This is a genomic window from Paraburkholderia sp. D1E, assembly GCF_052682275.1.
Map to the genome: position 1 here is coordinate 3,476,365 of NZ_JBQYMB010000001.1, position 17,047 is coordinate 3,493,411.

At 60.1% G+C, this 17,047-nt stretch carries 16 protein-coding genes and 1 pseudogene; 9 read left to right on the plus strand and 8 right to left on the minus strand.

Annotated elements, in window-relative coordinates; all coding sequences use genetic code 11:
• Window positions 1-62 precede the first annotated feature (62 nt).
• From ACUN0E_RS15635 to ACUN0E_RS15645, 3 genes are all read right to left on the minus strand, one after another.
• Entirely contained in the window at window positions 63-815 is a 753-nt protein-coding gene (locus tag ACUN0E_RS15635) for an SDR family NAD(P)-dependent oxidoreductase (protein ID WP_445567173.1), read from the minus strand.
• Between the two features lie 182 nt (window positions 816-997).
• Window positions 998-2,245 carry an MFS transporter gene (locus ACUN0E_RS15640; protein ID WP_445567174.1) on the minus strand — a complete coding sequence of 416 codons (1,248 nt, stop codon included), beginning with the start codon at window positions 2,243-2,245 and terminating at the stop codon, window positions 998-1,000.
• A gap of 309 nt (window positions 2,246-2,554) precedes the next feature.
• Window positions 2,555-2,866 carry a hypothetical protein gene (locus tag ACUN0E_RS15645; RefSeq protein WP_445570448.1) on the minus strand — a complete coding sequence of 104 codons (312 nt, stop codon included), beginning with the start codon at window positions 2,864-2,866 and terminating at the stop codon, window positions 2,555-2,557.
• Window positions 2,867-3,776: 910 nt separating this feature from the next.
• Between ACUN0E_RS15645 and ACUN0E_RS15650 the strand changes: the two genes are divergently transcribed.
• The 3 genes from ACUN0E_RS15650 (at window position 3,777) to ACUN0E_RS15660 (ending at window position 5,198) form a co-directional block, all read left to right on the plus strand.
• Entirely contained in the window at window positions 3,777-4,103 is a 327-nt protein-coding gene (locus ACUN0E_RS15650) for an H-NS histone family protein (RefSeq protein ID WP_408226716.1), read from the plus strand.
• Between the two features lie 216 nt (window positions 4,104-4,319).
• Complete coding sequence (locus ACUN0E_RS15655) at window positions 4,320-4,874, plus strand: fasciclin domain-containing protein (RefSeq protein ID WP_408226713.1); 555 nt, start codon at window positions 4,320-4,322, stop codon at window positions 4,872-4,874.
• Window positions 4,875-4,919: 45 nt separating this feature from the next.
• On the plus strand, window positions 4,920-5,198 hold the full coding sequence (locus ACUN0E_RS15660; RefSeq protein WP_408337636.1) for a hypothetical protein: 279 nt from the start codon (window positions 4,920-4,922) through the stop codon (window positions 5,196-5,198).
• Window positions 5,199-5,543: 345 nt separating this feature from the next.
• On the opposite strand, the gene ACUN0E_RS15665 is transcribed toward ACUN0E_RS15660, so the two are convergent.
• Window positions 5,544-6,224 (minus strand): J domain-containing protein, encoded by a 681-nt coding sequence (locus ACUN0E_RS15665; RefSeq protein ID WP_445567175.1) that lies wholly within the window; start codon window positions 6,222-6,224, stop codon window positions 5,544-5,546.
• Between the two features lie 461 nt (window positions 6,225-6,685).
• On the opposite strand from ACUN0E_RS15665, the gene ACUN0E_RS15670 reads away from it, so the two are divergent.
• The 5 genes and pseudogenes from ACUN0E_RS15670 to ACUN0E_RS15690 all read left to right on the plus strand — a co-directional run bounded on the left by ACUN0E_RS15670 (window position 6,686) and on the right by ACUN0E_RS15690 (window position 11,617).
• On the plus strand, window positions 6,686-7,345 hold the full coding sequence (locus tag ACUN0E_RS15670; RefSeq protein WP_445567176.1) for an NADPH-dependent FMN reductase: 660 nt from the start codon (window positions 6,686-6,688) through the stop codon (window positions 7,343-7,345).
• Window positions 7,346-7,703: 358 nt separating this feature from the next.
• Window positions 7,704-7,919: a transcriptional regulator gene (locus ACUN0E_RS15675; RefSeq protein WP_408226701.1), complete on the plus strand. Its 216-nt coding sequence runs from the start codon at window positions 7,704-7,706 to the stop codon at window positions 7,917-7,919.
• A 201-nt stretch (window positions 7,920-8,120) separates the two neighbouring features.
• A pseudogene (iaaH, locus tag ACUN0E_RS15680) lies at window positions 8,121-9,573 on the plus strand (indoleacetamide hydrolase).
• 66 nt (window positions 9,574-9,639) lie between these two features.
• Window positions 9,640-10,416, plus strand: coding sequence for a CDP-diacylglycerol diphosphatase (locus ACUN0E_RS15685; protein WP_445567177.1), 777 nt, complete (start codon window positions 9,640-9,642; stop codon window positions 10,414-10,416).
• Window positions 10,417-10,528: 112 nt separating this feature from the next.
• Window positions 10,529-11,617, plus strand: a complete 1,089-nt coding sequence (locus tag ACUN0E_RS15690; RefSeq protein ID WP_445567178.1) for a fatty acid desaturase — start codon at window positions 10,529-10,531, stop codon at window positions 11,615-11,617.
• 390 nt (window positions 11,618-12,007) lie between these two features.
• Here ACUN0E_RS15690 and ACUN0E_RS15695 read toward each other — a convergent pair whose 3' ends face one another.
• Entirely contained in the window at window positions 12,008-12,538 is a 531-nt protein-coding gene (locus ACUN0E_RS15695) for an efflux RND transporter periplasmic adaptor subunit (protein ID WP_445567179.1), read from the minus strand.
• On the minus strand, window positions 12,483-13,046 hold the full coding sequence (locus tag ACUN0E_RS15700) for a hypothetical protein (protein WP_445567180.1): 564 nt from the start codon (window positions 13,044-13,046) through the stop codon (window positions 12,483-12,485). Before ACUN0E_RS15700 ends, ACUN0E_RS15695 begins: the two co-directional genes overlap by 56 nt.
• Window positions 13,047-13,487: 441 nt before the next feature.
• Here ACUN0E_RS15700 and ACUN0E_RS15705 point away from each other — a divergent pair, with 441 nt between their 5' ends.
• Window positions 13,488-14,645: a porin gene (locus ACUN0E_RS15705; protein ID WP_445567181.1), complete on the plus strand. Its 1,158-nt coding sequence runs from the start codon at window positions 13,488-13,490 to the stop codon at window positions 14,643-14,645.
• 215 nt (window positions 14,646-14,860) lie between these two features.
• Here the strand turns inward: ACUN0E_RS15705 and ACUN0E_RS15710 are convergent, their stop codons facing one another.
• Both ACUN0E_RS15710 and ACUN0E_RS15715 read right to left on the minus strand, forming a co-directional pair.
• On the minus strand, window positions 14,861-15,652 hold the full coding sequence (locus ACUN0E_RS15710) for an SDR family NAD(P)-dependent oxidoreductase (protein WP_445567182.1): 792 nt from the start codon (window positions 15,650-15,652) through the stop codon (window positions 14,861-14,863).
• Between the two features lie 388 nt (window positions 15,653-16,040).
• Window positions 16,041-16,955: a LysR family transcriptional regulator gene (locus ACUN0E_RS15715; RefSeq protein ID WP_445567183.1), complete on the minus strand. Its 915-nt coding sequence runs from the start codon at window positions 16,953-16,955 to the stop codon at window positions 16,041-16,043.
• Between the last annotated feature and the right edge of the window lie 92 nt (window positions 16,956-17,047).

Genomic DNA, 17,047 nt, shown 5'->3' on the forward strand with positions numbered 1-17,047 from the left:
CGCTCTGCGTTTTTGCCTTTTTTGCACTGCTACCACTACGGCCTGGTTGAAGCTGCGACGACTCAATAAGTGGCGCGGCCGCCGGACAGGTCGAATACCGAGCCGGTGCTGAACGCGCAGTCTTCGGAAGAGAGCCAGAGAATCAGCGACGCCGCTTCTTCCGGCAAGAGGAACCGGTTCATTGGAATCTTCGAGAGCATGTAGTCGATATGCTCCTGCGACATCGAATCGAAGATCTCCGTTTTGGCCGCTGCGGGCGTGACCGCATTGACGAGGATGTTCTTCGTCGCAAGCTCTTTGCCGAGGGACTTGGTCAGGCCGATGAGCCCGGCTTTGGACGCGCTGTAGTGCGAGGCATTCGGATTGCCCTCCTTGCCGGCCACGGATGCGATATTGACGATCCGGCCGTAGCCCTGCTTGAGCATTTGTGGCACGACCGCGCGGCAGGTGAGATACGGGCCGATCAGATTCACGTCGATCACGCGGCGCCAGACCTCGGGGTCCAGCTCCCACGTCGGGCCGTTGCCGCCGGTGATGCCGGCGCAGTTGATCAGCACGTCGATCGCGCCATGGGCGGCGACGGTTTGTGTCACCGCCTGAACCACTGAGGCTTCCTGGGTGAGTTCGACCGTGACGGCCGTTACCTTGCCCAGTTCGCTGAGCTCGCGCTCGCTGCGCGCCAGGCGCTCGGCGTCGATGTCCCATAGGGCAACCGACGCGCCCGAGTTCAGTGCCCGCTGGGCCACCGCGTAACCAATGCCGCGCGCGCCGCCAGTAATGGCGACAACACGCCCCTCCAGATCGATTCGATTCATCGCTTTGCTCCTGTGGCAGACCCATGCGGCTTGCCTTTCAGTTGTTGTAGTTTCTGCTGTCCGTGCGGTCTCTGCATTCGTTCAGCAAATATACGAGCGGTGCGATACGCTAACAATCCGTGTATTGGAGAGGGTGATAACAAAAGTGGATCGGTAGGCGTGGCGCTTGATGGGCCTGTCCGTTAATCAGTACACGCCGGACACGCTATCGACTCCGTCGCCACGACCTGCTCACGCCGCCCAAAACTGGCAAGCGCGGCGAGCCCCAGCAGCGCCAAACCGCTGCCGAAAAGAAAGTCGGCGGAAATGCCGACATGGTCGACCACCACCCCGCCGATCAGCGACCCCAGCGCAATCGCCACCTGAATGATGCTGACGAACAGCGCCGAGCCCGCTTCCGGCGAATCCGGCGTAGCGCGTTGAATCCAGACGCTGAAACACAGCGGCAGCGCCCCGAACGAAATACCCCACGCGAGTACGAGCGCGGCGACGCCGATCGGCGATTGTTGCAACAGCGGCATGGCGAACAGCGCGAACATGAGCAGAGAAACCATCACGCCCACGGACGTTTTCAGGTTACGTGTCACCGTCGACGAAACGGCGAAGTTCGAGAAGAACCCAATCATGCCGAAGCCGAGCAGCAGCAAGGTAATCGTCGACATCGTCAAATTCGCGTTACGGAGCAGGAACGGCGTGATGTACGTGTACGAGGAGAAATGCGCGCCGAATACAAGCCCGACCATCAACATGCTCCTCCGTGGATGCGGGCGGCGCAGCAGCGTCACCAGATCGCGCATCCGCAATGCGGCTGTCGACGGCAAGGACGGCACGAAAACGAACTGAGCCACGAGCGCGATAGCAACGAGTACAGCCGTTGCCATAAACGACGCACGCCATGACGCAAAGCTGGCGATAAATGTGCCGAGCGGCACACCGATCACCGTCGCGCAGGTCACGCCGGTCAGGATCGTCGCCATAGCTTTGGCCGAATCCTTCGGCTTGACGAGGCGCCCCGATGCGGCCGTCGCCAGGGTCCAGAATCCGCCCAAGGCCGCACCGAGCAGCGCGCGTCCGAGCAGCATGGACAGAAAATCGGGCGCAAACGCTGAAATCAGATTCGACGCCAGCAGCAAGGCCGTGAGCAACAGAAATACGCGCCGGCGATCCATCCGTCCGGCCACCAGCATCAAACCGGGCGCGGAGATGGCGGCAATCACACCCGGCACAGTGACCATCAAGCCTGCGGTGCCAGGCAGCACGCCCAGATCCGCCGCTATGCGCGGCAGCAATCCGACGGGTAAAAACTCCGTGGTCACGAATGCAAACGCACCGATTGCAACGGCTACAACAGCGAGCCACGAACGCAGGGACGACGAGGCGCCATCGTCCGGCGAAGCAATGCTCGCCGGCAGATTATCTTCCATCAACATAGTATTGTTTGCGAGTAACTAAACAACGAGTGGGATTGGAGCAGTCATACCGGACTAATCAATTCACAAACCGCCAATCACAATTAAAAAAGCAGGCGCTATCTGCCTGCTTATGATTGCGGCCGGAAAACGAACCGGTGAAGACCTGAACGGAACACACCTTAACATCGTATTAAATCGCTCGCTGACCACTCCGTAAAAACGCAGTCGGGCGTGTGGGTATTTCGACAAGATTTCCGTGTGCGGATTGGTTAGAGGCGGTGCGTGCTGCTCCCCCACCGCCTCCTGAATCGCCGGTCTATTACTGACTTACTGACCAAAATAGATTCTGCATTGCGCTCCGGAAGAGCACGGCCGTTCCTGTCGGCCTCCCGCTTCCGTCGCGCCTGCGGCCGCCCCGCCATAGGAGACGTTCTGCACCGGTTGGGCAGCCGGCATCATGGTGCGCCCAGTTTCACCAAACGACATGTCGGTTGCGTCCTGCGCCGATTCATTCGCGTTCTGCTGCATCAGCGCCCGGCCCGACCCAGCGTCGTCCTGCTGACTGTCCAGTGCGCCAGCTGTATTCGGCACCAGAAAGAAAGCGGCGCTTACCAATGCCATCAATAAACGTAGTTTCATGTCCAGACTCCTCGAATCCGGCGCAGCAGCACTCATTCCCTTCAAAAAGAATTGATTCGCGAAAAACGTCATGTCGCCAAATCGAACTGACGGACGGGCGAATGCCTATGCGGGACTGCTGCGGCGAGTCACCGAACTAAACGAGTAAATAGTTGCCAAACCTGAAACCGATGTCCGGCGTGCACGCGCGGCTTACCGGAACCGGTCGCCACCAGGCTGGAAACGCAGAGTGTTGCTCCACAGTTCCGTTATAGGTCGGCCATCCAGGATTTCAATCCCGGCGGCGCAGGCTGTGCCAGCGGCGTCGGTTGCAGGCCGAGACTGTGTCAAAACGCGTAGCACTACGACTTAGCTAGAAAGTTGGCTTGTCAGAACGCTCTATACGGGCTTCGTGACCCTTCCCGAGGGGTCAAGCGACCCCATAAAACCTGGTGTTTTTGAGTTTTGACACAGCCTCGGCCGATCCGGGACGTGCGACAACAAAATCAGCCGGGCTGGCGCGTGCTTTACTCGAACAGTGCGCTATGATGCTGGAATAACGCACAAAATCAGCCCCGCGCGAGGCACCGGCGAGAGACGGAGCGTGGGCATGAGACCGGCCATCCGCAATCAGTGCATCATCATCAGTGTTCTTTCCATCGCAGCCGTAGGGCTTACCCAGCCGTACCTGCCGCGTGGCCGAGCGTTGAATATTCGCTGATTGGCGCGGCCAGCCGTTTAGGCGGCCTGGCCGGGCAAATGCAGTAACGCAATTTATGAGGCATCGTTTTTGACGCTGCTACCAGGATTTCCTTCGATCAATAACTTTACCGCGGGCGGACCCCATTTACGTGGGCTCAATGCTTTCGCGGTTTTCCCTCGCAATCTGTAATTGACAGAACACCGGACGCTTTAGAAGGACGAATATCTTATGGACGAAAGGAAGCGAGATAGCATGATTGCGTATCTCCGCCACCGCATGGAAGAGTTTGGTATCAAACCAGAAGACCTCGCCGCGGTGCTGGCGGCCGAACCGAAGAGGCAAACCGGCGAGCGCTACCGCAGCGCAACGGGAGATAGCTGGGACGGCCAGGGTGACATGCCCCAATGGCTTAAACAGGCAATTAGCGCAGGTCAATCAATCGACCACTTCGAATTGTCGGCCACCCCGGCACCTGCCCCGCAGCCGAGAAAACAGGTGGATTGGCTGAACGACCCGTTTGCGGGAAGTCCGCTCGCGCGCCCGAACAATCGCTAAGCCGGCAGGGTGTTAAACCGCTGGCGCACAGGCATAACCCCGCACTTTTCTGGTGGCAACAACAAGGTCTGACACGTTCGTCGACGCGGACGTGCTCGTGCCACTTATGCTGGCGAAGAGAAGTTGTGCGCCAACCGTTTGCATCCAGACGACTCGGCCCACCGTATATCCGGTCAGAGCAGCGTAATAACGCGTTGCATCCTGAGGGGACCGGTCATGAACAGAAAGTTGGTTTTTGCCGCTGCGGCGTTGTCGATTGCCTCCGCCAGCGTATTCGCGGCGGGTGAAACCGTCATGGTAGGCGGACAGGCGATGTACCCCAGCAAGGACATCGTCGACAACGCAGTCAATTCCGCGGATCACACCACGCTCGTCGCCGCGGTCAAAGCGGCGGGTCTCGTCGACACGCTCAAGAGTTCGGGCCCGTTCACCGTTTTCGCGCCGACCAACGAAGCGTTTGCGGCACTGCCAGCCGGCACGGTCGACACGCTTGTCAAACCTGAAAACAAAGCGATGCTCACCAGCATTCTCACCTATCACGTGCTCCCCGGCCGTTACGACTTTAACAAGCTGGACACGGCGATCAGGGCCGGCGGCGGCAAAGCGTCAATCAAGACCGTCAACGGCGAGATGCTCACCTTCACGGAAAACGGACCGCGCAATATTGTCGTCGCCGACGCAGCGGGCCACACCGCCGACATTTCCACCTACGACGTCTATCAAAGCAACGGCGTCATCATGGTGGTCGACAAAGTGCTGATGCCGAAGTAACGGGCCGCAACCCAAATGTCTGATGAGTTCGCAAGGAGAAATATCATGCGCAATTCCACGCTTAAAATCATGCTCGCGACCGCCGCTCTTTCAATGGCTTGCGGCGGGGTCTTCGCACAAGGTGGCGGCAACGGCCAGGGCGGCACCGGTGGGGGTAACGCGCACGGCGCCCCCACGGCAGGGATGACGTATCACGGCGACCCGGCGACGAGCCCGCTAGCCATGTGGCCCGGGAACCCGTCGAAAATGACGGATCCGAACGACACCGACACGCACTCGATGTCGTCCAACGACCCGATGACACCCCCGAAAACCGCACGGTGAAAACGCACCCCTGCGTTTCGCGCCTGACATTGCTCAGCCGGATGAAACGTCGGGGATGCTCACAACGCGTCGCTCACGCAAACCGGCGCCTCGACGCCCGCAGCCTCTCACGCCGCCGCGTACTGCGGCAAGTCGATGAATGTGCTGACCTGCCGGACGATCTGCCAGAACACCTTCTCAAACGAACGGACTCGCTCAGGCTCGAGCATTCCATCGGCGAGCGGATCAGCAAAGATTCAGCTACACGACGGGGGCGCTCCGGGAAAGAGCGGCGCATTTGCGACGAAGTCCGGCAGCGCAAAGCCGAATCTTTCAGTATGCTGTCAATCGCGCGAGCCGGCCTCTTCAAAACCGCAAGCCGTTCAGGAACTGAAACCAGAGTCCGCCCAGTACGCCGGCCGGATGGGCGTCGCCTGCATTTTCTTCACGCTTGCCTGCGTTACCGCGGTTGCCTGGCACGCCCCGATTGGCGGCATCGTCGTTGGCGGTAGCTGCCTGCGCCTGGGCTGAAGCTTCAGAGACATCCGCCGCTTTAGCGGCCACCTCGGCCGCAACCTCCGCCTTCTCGGCCTCGCGCCGCGACGCCTGCAATGCTGAGACACTATCGGCGATCTGCGCGGCCCGCCGCGCGTCGCATCGACGTCCTAGCAGCACGCCGAACAGCACATCGCGATTGTGGCCATCACCGGCGAAACGCATAGCGAGCGACACCATCTCGGCATAGGCCGCTTCGTCCGCGGCACGCGCCGCCGTCTCGCGTTCGGCTTGCGCCTTTTGCTGGCGTGCTCGCTGCGCCTCCCAGCCACGCATCTGCTCGGTATAGACCGCGTCATACACCTTGCGTTGTACGGCGTCGGAGAGGATCGCGTACGCGTCCTTGATTTCCTGGAAGGTCGCGCGCGCAACGTCTTCGGCGCCGTTGTTGCGATCTGGATGCCATTTCATCGCGGCCTTGCGGTAGGCCCGCTTGATTTCTTCTTCCGTGGCGTGCACGTGCACACCGAGCGTGTCATATAGGGTTGCCATCGCTTGCTCGACCTCGCCGGGAATCGCTTCGCGGACCATCGTAGCATGCGAAAAACGGCTTTATCGTGAAGCGGCAAGCGCTTACACCACTGAAAGAGCAGACAAAAAAAGGCCCCGCCACTGACGTAGCGAGGCCGAGTCCCATGTCAAGGAGATGTCATGGAGGAGACGAGTCGATCATAGCCGTGCGTCCGCGCGCTCCCAACCAATGGATCGCCATATGCTTATCCGGCGTGGCCTCAACTGCATTGCACAGGGCGGCGTATCGGCTTCGAAATGTCCGCCAGACAACCCACAATGCCGCGGATAACCGCGCGCGGTTATATCGTTAGAACAAAAAGTCGCTTCGCCCGGCTCGCAGCGGTCATTAAGATGACACTTCAAAGTCCGGTTCGCCCCGGTTCATCTCTCGCGCAGCCCCGCGCCAGCGTTCCGTGAGCCGCTACCGAAGGAGCATTTCGTTGACCAGTTTCGATCATCATCGCCGGCCGCTTGTCATCGGCATCGGCGGCACGACACGCGCGGCGTCGTCGACCGAGCGCGCGCTCGGCTTTGCGCTGCGTGGCGCGGAAGCCGCTGGCGCGAATACCCGCCTGTTTGGCGGAACTTTCCTGCATAGCCTGCCCCACTACGCGCCGGAAAACCCTCAACGCACCACCGAACAGCTCGAACTGATCGAAGCCGTGCGCCACGCGGACGCGCTCATCATCGCGACGCCCGGCTATCACGGCGGCGTCTCGGGCCTCGTCAAGAACGCGCTCGACACGCTCGAGGAACTGCGCGCCGATGAGCGGCCGTATCTGGATGGCCGCGCAGTCGGCTGCATCGTCACGGCTTATGGCTGGCAGGCTGCCGGTTCGGTGCTGACCTCGCTACGTTCGATCGTCCACGCGTTGCGCGGCTGGCCCACGCCGTTCGGCGCCGGGATCAACACGCTGGAAACGCGCTTCGACACCGTCGACACCTGCTCTGACACCAAGGTTGTCGATCAGCTCGCCACGGTCGGCCAGCAGGCCGCGCAATTCGCTTTGGCGTTCAACGCGCATCGCACGCCGACGGCCGCGCCGTTCGGCAATGCAGTCAAGGAAACTCAACCTGCCCGGTTGCTGCACGCGGTTTAAACGCGAACTGTCTGGCACCGTGGATCGCGGCTCGCGGTCCACGCACCCTCCCTACCGGCCGGTTTCATCGACGCGGCCCCTCTCCTCCCGCTCCAAACCGTGCGCCATACAACAGACCATCCGCCGACAAGGCCGGATAGTGTCTCCGTGCTCATCGCACTATGGTCCGATCCGGCCGCCTGAAGACCGTTCCCGAACCTCGCTGATTTGCTTACGACGAAAGATTGGTTCACCCGCTGCGCGGCGCGGCCTACGCTTGATCCTGCCCGCTCACTCACCGGTTGCCTGACGCACAGGGTTGCGTCCCGCGCGCCGGCTCCTTAGCAATACACGCGGGCACACCCTCACTGCCACGACCATGAATTCAAATATCCGCTACAAGGGCTACGAAGTCGCACCGGTTGCGCAACAGTTGCCTAACGGCCTGTTCGCCGCCAATCTGACCATCGAGAAAACCTCTGCAAGCCAGGGTCAAGCCTACTCGTTCGACGCACTCGATTACTTCTTCGACGAAGAACACGCACTCGCCTATGCGTTCCGTTGGGGACGCATGTGGATCGACAGCCGCAAGTAACGGCAGAAGGTCCATTCGATAGCGCTTGCAGAATCCATAGCGGCGCTCAAGCCGGTCAAACGCGCAGAACCGGAAGGTCCGTCGCCCTAAGAGCCGGCGACTGGCAACCCTGCCAACGAAAGTCACGTTGCCTAACGCGCCGCCGGTCTTTAAGCGGCTGTGCCAGAATAGGCGTCACTTCAGCTCAAGGGGACGCCGGCAATGACATGGACCGTTGATGAACAGTTGGCGCTGACCGCAACGGAAGCGGTCGCAGCGATCCAGTCCGGGCGCCTCAAAGCCGCCGACTATATGGCCACGCTGCTGGCGCGGGCGGCGGCGCTTTCAACCCTCAATGCGCTCACCACGCTCGACCTCGACGGCGCGCTGGCCGCCGCGCAGCGCATCGATGCGTTGCCGCCCGAAGCAAAAGCGCGCTTGCCGCTCGCCGGTCTACCCATCGTCGTGAAGGACAACATCAATACGGCCGGCTTGCAGACTTCGGCGGGCACGCCCGCTCTGGAAGGCTTCGTGCCGAAGACGAACGCACCTTCGGTACAACGGCTTCTGGACGCCGGTGCGATTGTGCTCGGCAAAGCCAACATGCACGAACTGGCGTTCGGCATCACCAGCACGAACCTCGCTTCCCACGCCGGCCCGGTGCGCAATCCGTATGACCCGTCGCTGATTCCAGGCGGGTCGTCGGGCGGCACCGCCGTCGCGATCGCCGCGCGCATCGTGCCCGCGGGTCTGGGCACCGACACCGGCGGCTCGACCCGCATTCCGGCCGCGTTAACCGGCATCGCGGGGTTTCGTCCCTCGGTCGGCAACGGCGGCGCCGAGCGGCGCTATCACGACCTGAATGCCGTCGTGCCGATCAGCCACACGCGCGATACCGTGGGTCCGATGGCGCGCACGGTCGCCGATATCGCGTTGCTCGACGGCGTGATTACCGGAACGGGACCGCTGCCCACGCTCGCGCTGAACGGCTTGCGTATCGGTTTGCCCGCGCCACTCTGGGAAGGCCTCGAAAGGGAGGTGGAAGAAGTCGCGCGCGCCGTCTTGCGGCGGCTCGAAGCTGCCGGCGTTATCTTCGTGCCCGTCGAAATGAGCGAACTGGAAACCTTGAACGGCCAGGTCGGTGGGCCGATCGCAATCCACGAACCGCGCGAAGACGTGCTCGCCTGGATCGTCGCCAACGATGCGCCGGTGAAGACCGTGGCTGACATGGCGGCCCGCATCGCGAGCCCTGACGTGCGCGCGATCTACGACGGCGTGCTCGCCGACGCTCGGCTCGCACTACGACGCAGCACTGAAACAATGGCGGCCGCGCTTGCAGCAGTATGTCGCCGCGACATTCGCGGATGAGCGTCTCGACGCGCTGCTGTTCCCGACCACGCGCCTCACCGCGGTGCCGATCGACGACCTGAACGGATCGTCGACAGTATCGATCGATGGCGCCGCGTCGATCGATACGATGGACGCGTTCCTGCGCAATACGGATCCAGCCAGTACGTCGGGTATTCCGGGCTTGTCGCTGGCGGCGGGGATGAGCGCGAGCGGCTTGCCGGTCGGCCTCGAACTGGATGGGCCGCTCGGCGAGGATCGGCGGTTGCTGGCGATCGGCGTCGCATTCGAGCAATTGCTCGGCGTGCTGCCGGCGCCGGTGCTTTGACGGCATGACGGTGCCGTCAAAGATGCTGTTGAAAACTCCGATAAAAAAGTGCCGATCCGCATGCCGATGACCGCGTCAAAACCAAGCCGCCTTCGGCGAACGCTTCTGCGAACCGTCGCCGCATTAGCGGTCGCCTTTGCCGCCTCCTCCTGCGCACGCCTTGCGGCAGTCGATCCGAACGCGCTCTGGAAAATCGTCGATCTGCGTTGCGTGCCGTCGCAACAGGCCACCGGCACGCCGGGACAATGCACGGTCGTGGACCTCGACAAACGCTATGTGATCCTCAAGGACATCGTCGGCCGCTCGCAGCATCTGCTGATTCCGACCGACCGTGTCACCGGCATAGAAAGCCCATTCGTGCTGGCGCCGAATGCACAGGACTACTGGGACGACGCATGGGCGTCGCGGCTTTACGTCGAAAAGTCCGTCAAGCGGTCCTTACCCGACAATCAACTCGGCATCGAAATCAATTCGCAATACCGCCGCTCGCAAAACCAGTTGCATATCCATATCGATTGCATGCGCAGCGACGTGAGCGATGCGCTCGCGCGTCACGCGAAGGACACGCCTGACGAATGGCGTTGGGACACGCTCAACGGACAGCGCTACCGGATCATGCGCGTCACCTCGCTCACGCAGGCGAACAATCCGTTTCGCATCGTCGCGCGTGACAATAGAGGTGTCGCGGCGATGGCTGTGCAAACCATTCTCGTGACCGGTGCGGGGCCGTCGGCGGAGAAGGACGGCTGGCTCGTCGTGAATAGCGGCCTGGATGCCGACAACGGCAGTGGCACAGCGGAAGGCTTGCTCGATCATGCTTGCCGTGTGGCGGACGGTGGTTGAGCGTCCTCCACCTTTGCACGATTTTGCAGATGCATTGCTGAACAAAATGGTTCTAGTCATGTGAATTGGTCCGTAGGATCAGTCTAAACCTGCATTCCGACCGATCCAGCCGATGGCGATTTACCTCGACGACACGCAACGCAAAGCACTCGCCCGGCAGGCGGCAAGCTTGACATGGCGCACCCAATGGCCAACGTGGCTGCTGATCGTCACGATCTATGGCGGATGGTTTGGCGTAGCGACGCATGCGCGCACGCTCGGGTTGCCATTGACCACCGCGCTGCTGGCACTGCTGGGCGCGTGGTACATGTCTCTGCAACACGAATTGCTGCACGGACATCCGACCCGCTCGCCGCTCTTCAACGCACTGCTGGGATTCGCGCCGTTCGCGGTGTGGTTTCCATATGGCATCTACCGTGATTCGCATCTTCAGCATCACGACGATCCGCATCTGACGCTTCCCCAGCGCGATCCTGAAAGCTACTTCGTCAGTCAGCATGTGTGGCAACGTGCGGGTTTTGCGATTCGCGCTCTGCTGACGTTTCGCAATACGTTCGCCGGACGCCTGTTAGTCGGGCCGGCTTTTGCCGTTGCGGCAACGGGCGCGAATGCGCTCGACAAGGTCAAACGCGGCGATTGGCGCGATGCGCCGATGTGGCTCGCGCATCTGGCCGCGTTAGCCGTGCTGACGGTGTGGCTTCAACGTGTGTGCGGAATGCCTGCTTGGGTCTTTATCGTCGGCGCGGGGTATGGGTCGTTGTCGTTGGGCTCGATCCGTTCGTTTCAGGAACATCGGGCGGAACAGGCGCACGAGCATCGTACTGTCATCAACGAAGCAGGATGGTTCTGGCGTCTGCTGTTCCTGAACAACAACTATCATCTGGTTCATCATGACTTGCCGCATGTGCCGTGGTTTGCACTTCGGGAGGTCTATGAAACGTCCCGCGAGCAATACATAGAACGCTCGGGAGGCTTTCTTGTACGGGGTTACAGCGAATGGTTGAGGCTTTACGCATTCGCTCTGGTTGCGCGTCCTGTGCACGGGGATCCGTCCGATTTCATCCAGAGAAATCCACCGGTTTCCACCAGTTTTGCGGATAAATTGCGGGTAAAACTCACGGTAGGTATCCGTCGAGTAGAACGCCATCAAGCTCACCCATCCACTACTGCTGAACGCCAAACCGCACGACAAGCCCTTTAAGCTCCGTGACCGCGACTCGATGTATCTGCGGGTTCCGGTCCTGGCTTCGAAGGTGTGGAATTTGATTACCGGCTGGATGGCAAGGATTGCAACTATACCCTTGGGCGATTCCCTGATCTGTCGATAAGCGACGCCCGCCAACGTCGCATCGATGCGGCCAGGTTCGTGGCGTGAAGAAAATGACAGTACGGGTGAACATACCTGGCTATACGCCGTTGAGGTCCCCGCTTCTCCTCGGTTGCTCCCTGTGCACGTATTAACCAGGAAGACATATGGCTTTCGCGCATTTATCTTTGAGAAGCCGACATAGTTCTGATCGCCAGAAAGGATGTTTCTACCTGCTTAACTATTATTAAAATTCCAGAAACTTTCGGGGGTTCAGGCAAGCGATCATTGACCGTTGATCCGGGAGTCAGGATGCCTGCGCTGGCCGTGATGAAATCGGGGCAAGGACGCAGGCAAAGGGCTGTCTGCCGCCATTGGCGCCGTCGAGGCGATTTTGATCGTCGCGCCGTCTGTGAGCCGGTCCATGCCGTCGGTGACGACCGTGTTACCGGCCGTAAGGCCCGACGTAATGACCGTGTTCATGCCGTCGCCCGCACCTGGCGTGACCTTACGCGCGGAGACCGTGTTGTTCGCGTTCACAAGGTAAACATAGTCGCCCCGCTCGTCGCTTTGTACGGCCGGGGCCGGCACCAGCACGGCGTGTTGCACCGTGTCTACCAGCAGCTTGATGTTGACGAACTCGTCCGGGTATAACGCCTCGTCGTCGTTGGCGAAACTCGCCCGTAAGTTCACCGTGCCTGTGGAAAAAGCCATCTGGTTGTCGACCGCATATAGGACGCCGGTGGCGATCTGTCTCGTGTTATCGCTGTTGTAAGCGGTGACGGACAGCTTCGCGCCGTTGTTCAGACGTTGCAATACAGGGGCGAGCGATACTTGGGGAACGGGGAACTCCAACGTGGTGGGCCTCATCAGACTTAACCGTGGCCTCATTCTGCTGGACGAGAAACTGCTGGTCGGTGAAGACCTGCTCTGCGATCGACTTGCGCAAGTTCAACCCGGCATAGCGCGCGAGGTCGGAGCGGGCCTGGGCAAGCCCCGCCTGGTCCCTCACGAGTTGAGCCTCAGCCTGCTGCTTGTTGATCTCATACTGGCTCGGATCGATCTGAGCGAGGAACTGGCCTTTCTGTACGTCCTGACCTTCGCGATAACCGACAGCGGTCAGATAACCGCTCAGTTGCGGCAGCACGGTGACGGTCGAGGTGGGCGTCACCGTGCCTGGTTCGCTGAGGACCACCGGCATCGAGCCGAGCTTCGCGTGCGCCACTGTCACGACTTGCGGCGGCATGCCACGCCTGCCTTTCTTCGCGCTGAGTAGATGCGTGAGCATGAGCGCGATCAGCGCCAGCAGAATCACCGCGGCCATGAATTTTCGAGAAAACATTGAACGCAGCGAGAATTATATGAATAGGTGTACAGAGCAACTATCACCGTGATGAAGCCAACTTCGACATGCTACCAATCGCTGACCTCAGTTTAATTACCAATATATTCCGAGCCGTTACGAACGCGCGTGGGCCGTCGGCGATGACGCGCAGCATCAGTCAACCCGGCTCCATTATTTGTCTCATGATACGACCCGGATTACTAACTTTGGATCACGAAAGGAAGGGTAAGTCGCTTGTGGCACATTGCCAACGCTTCGCGAAAAACATTGTGAGCTAATGACGACATCCGCCTGGTGCTGGTCAGCCAGCCGGATAGTAAGGGCAACGTCTCATGCGCACCTAAAGAGGATCCTGCTGTTCCAGCCGATCCGATTGCAGCGGACATTGCGTTATTCAAGCTTATTCCCGGAGAACCTGAAATGAAAAAGTCCCTTGTGACTCTGGCGCTGCTAGTTTCAGCTGTCAAAGTCGCTTACGCTCAAAACAGCATTACCTTGTACGGGATAATCGATGAATCGATCCAGTACACGCATAACGCTACGCCGACCGGCAGCAGTCAGGTGGGCCTCTATTCCGGCAACCTGTCGGGCAGTCGTTGGGGGCTGAAGGGCACAGAGGATCTGGGTGATGGGCTGAAGGCCATTTTCCAGCTGGAGGACGGTTTCAATATTAACAACGGCAAGATGGGTAGCTACAACGGCACGACGTCGGAGTTCGGTCGCCAAGCCTACGTCGGCCTGCAAAGCGATCGCTACGGCACCTTTACGGCTGGCCGCCAGTACGATCCGCTCGTGGACCAGGTCCAGGGCATGACCGAAGATAACTACTTCGGCAGCACGTTCGCAACCGCAGGCGACGTAGACAACTATGACAACAGCTCGCGTACCAACAATGCGCTGAAGTATGTGTCGCCGGTGTTCGGCGGTCTGCAAGTCGAAGGTCTTTATGCACTGGGTGGTGTCGCAGGACAAACCGGTTCCGGGCAGACGTGGTCGTTGGCGGCAGCGTACAACAACGGTCCGCTCGCGCTGTCGGCTGGCTACTTCGTGGCAGACAATGCGAGCACCACCGCCGCAACACGGACAGGCTGGTCGTCGACATCGGACGGCACGTTCGACGGTCCAGTCAACTCCGGCTACGACACGGCTAAGTCGATCAACATTGCGCGCGTAGCGGCCCAGTATGTTGCGGGCCCATATACGTTCGGTTTGAGCTACAGCAACTCGCAATATAAGGCTGACGCCCAATCGGCTTTCCTGAATACGGAAAAATATAACTCCGGACAGGCCTTCCTGAATTATCAGGCGACGCCGGCGTTGCTGTTGGGGCTGGGCTACAGCTACACGAGAGCGAGCGGCAACACGAGCGCCACGTATAACCAGATTTCGCTGGGTGCAGACTACAACCTGTCGAAGCGCACAGACGTCTACCTGGTCGGGGCATGGCAGCACGCCAGTGGCGATCAGTTGAACAGCGACGGCACCGTCAGCAACGCAGAGGCTTCTATCGGCTCATATGGTGTAGCAGGGACCAGCGCGCAAGAGATAGTCAGTTTCGGCATCCGTCATAAGTTCTAAAGGGACGCCCGGGTAACTGTCGACGACACACGTTGGCGTCGACGTTATCACCAATCGTCGAGATCCAGTGACATCTGTTTCTAGCTGACCTATGCACTACTCCTGCGTGCCAAACCGCACGACAAGCCCTTTAAGCTCCGTGACCGCGACTCGATGTATCTGCGGGTCTCTGTTGCGGGCACACACCGAAGAATTGGGATCAGTCATGGTTTCTATCACTCCGGCAGTGCTACGCCGAGGCTTGCCATCAGCCCCCCGTCAACCCTGAACTCCGCTCCGGTGCAAAAACTTGCGCGATCGCTGGCCAGAAAGGCAACGACCTCGGCCACTTCTTCTGGGCGCCCGATACGGCCCAGCGGTTGCGCCTTACCCCATTCCAGGAGGATTTCCTCCTCTCGCCCAGGGGCGGCGTTAGCAGCCGAAAAACGTGTCATCGGCGCATCGATACAGCCTGGGCAGACGGCATTCGCACGTATGCCCGAAGGGCCAAAATCGACTGCGAGAGAACGCGTTAAAGCCAGCATGCCACCCTTCGAAGTCGCATAGGCGGCGACCCGGGTCTGGTTGGCAAGCGCCTGTACTGAGGCGATATTGATGATCGAACCGCGTTGTAACCTGAGCATGTGTGGTAATGCGTGATGACATGTCAGATACGTTCCTCGAAGATTGACACCGATAACGTGGTCCCACTCGGCGGGCCCCATCGACGCAACAGTGCCATAGGGCTGAATCGCCGCGTTATTAACCAGAATGTCGATCGACCCCAGGAATGCTGCGGACTGTTCCATCGCCGTGGCAACCTGGTCCTCGATGCCAACATCGGCGGCGATAGCGACGACATTGAGTCCTTCGGTGCGTAACGTCGCCGCTGCCAGTTCCAGCACTTCGTGGTCCTCGCCCAACAATGCTACGGATCCACCGCGATGCGCAATCAACCGTGCACATGCCAGGCCGATACCGCGCCCGCCACCGGTTACGACCGCGCCCTTCCCTGTTAGCTCACCCATAACGCCTCCGTTTTCCTGCCCGCTACTATCCAGGTAACAGTAGATGGACGGACCATTAACTGTACATCGTCACGGATAAGGGGAGCGACAATAGTCCGTTTGCCGCGCCTTGATCGTCAGCCGGACAGACGAGGCGGCAGGCACGTGTGCCGACGGCCTCGGGCTGACTGCGATCATGGTGTCGCGGCTCGTCCGGGCGTGCTTCAGGATTTGCACGGTGGCATATCGAAATCGCACGAACCGGCGTACCGGGTAGAGGCAAGTTCGTGGCAAATGGGTCTATCTTTACAGTGCAGTCGACGGTGCTGGCAAGACCGTTGACTTCAGCCCCACACGCTGACTTCGATCACTCACGCCTTACATCCGGAAAGCGAAATTCTGTCCAGCGTTAACCGGACACCTGCGATTCAAGCCTTCTCCTGATCACCTCAATCAACGCGCGTACCTTTGCCGTCGGATAACGGGTAGGCGGAAATACCGCGTGTATGCCCTTGGGCTTGCCGGACCAATCAGGCAGCAGACGGACCAGCCGACGCGCCGCCACGTCTGCCGAGATCGAAAAATCAGTCAGCAATCCGAATCCGCCGCCCGCGAGCGTCGCCGCACGGGCTGCATCAGCCGCATTCACCAGCATCGCGTTTTCGCACCGTACGCTTTGTTTTGCGCCTTTCTCGCGCTGCAGATCCAGCGTCAACGGATGCGGCAAGACCGACAATGCGACATGCGGCATAGCAGCGAGAGCAGCCGGCGTCTTTGGCTTGCCCCACGTGTCAATGAATGCCGGACTCGCGACGACCCATTTGACGAAACCGCCAATTTTCACGACCCGATAGCCCGAGTCGGCAAGTTGTCCCAGACGGATCGCTACGTCAATGCCTTCCGCGATCAGATCCACATAGTGATCGTTGCAAACCAGTTCGATATCGAGCTCCGGATACGCGCTGCGCATCTCGACGAGCGCCGGCGCCACCACCAACGACCCATAATCAATCGGCGCACTCACGCGCAAGGTGCCTCGCAGCGGCGCCGATTCGCCCGACACGGCCGATAGCGCTTCCTCAGTCGCCTGCAATATCTTGCAACTTGCCTCGTAGAAGGTACGCCCGCTTTCGGTCACGCTGAGCCGCCTCGTCGTTCGGACCAGCAAGCCTGCGCCAATCTCGCGCTCGAGCCGCTGTAGATGCGTGCTGACCATCGTTTTCGTGAGTCCGAGACGCACCGCGGCCGCGGTAAAGGAGCCCGCTTCCACCACCGCAACGAAAATCGCAAGGCGGTTCAGATTGACATCCCGTATATCTGCCATTTTCCGATTGTCCATCTTCGATTGATTATGTTTTCTAGCTTAGCAGTCTTCCGCGCTACGCCACAGGACGGTAGGCTTGCCTCATTCCAGCC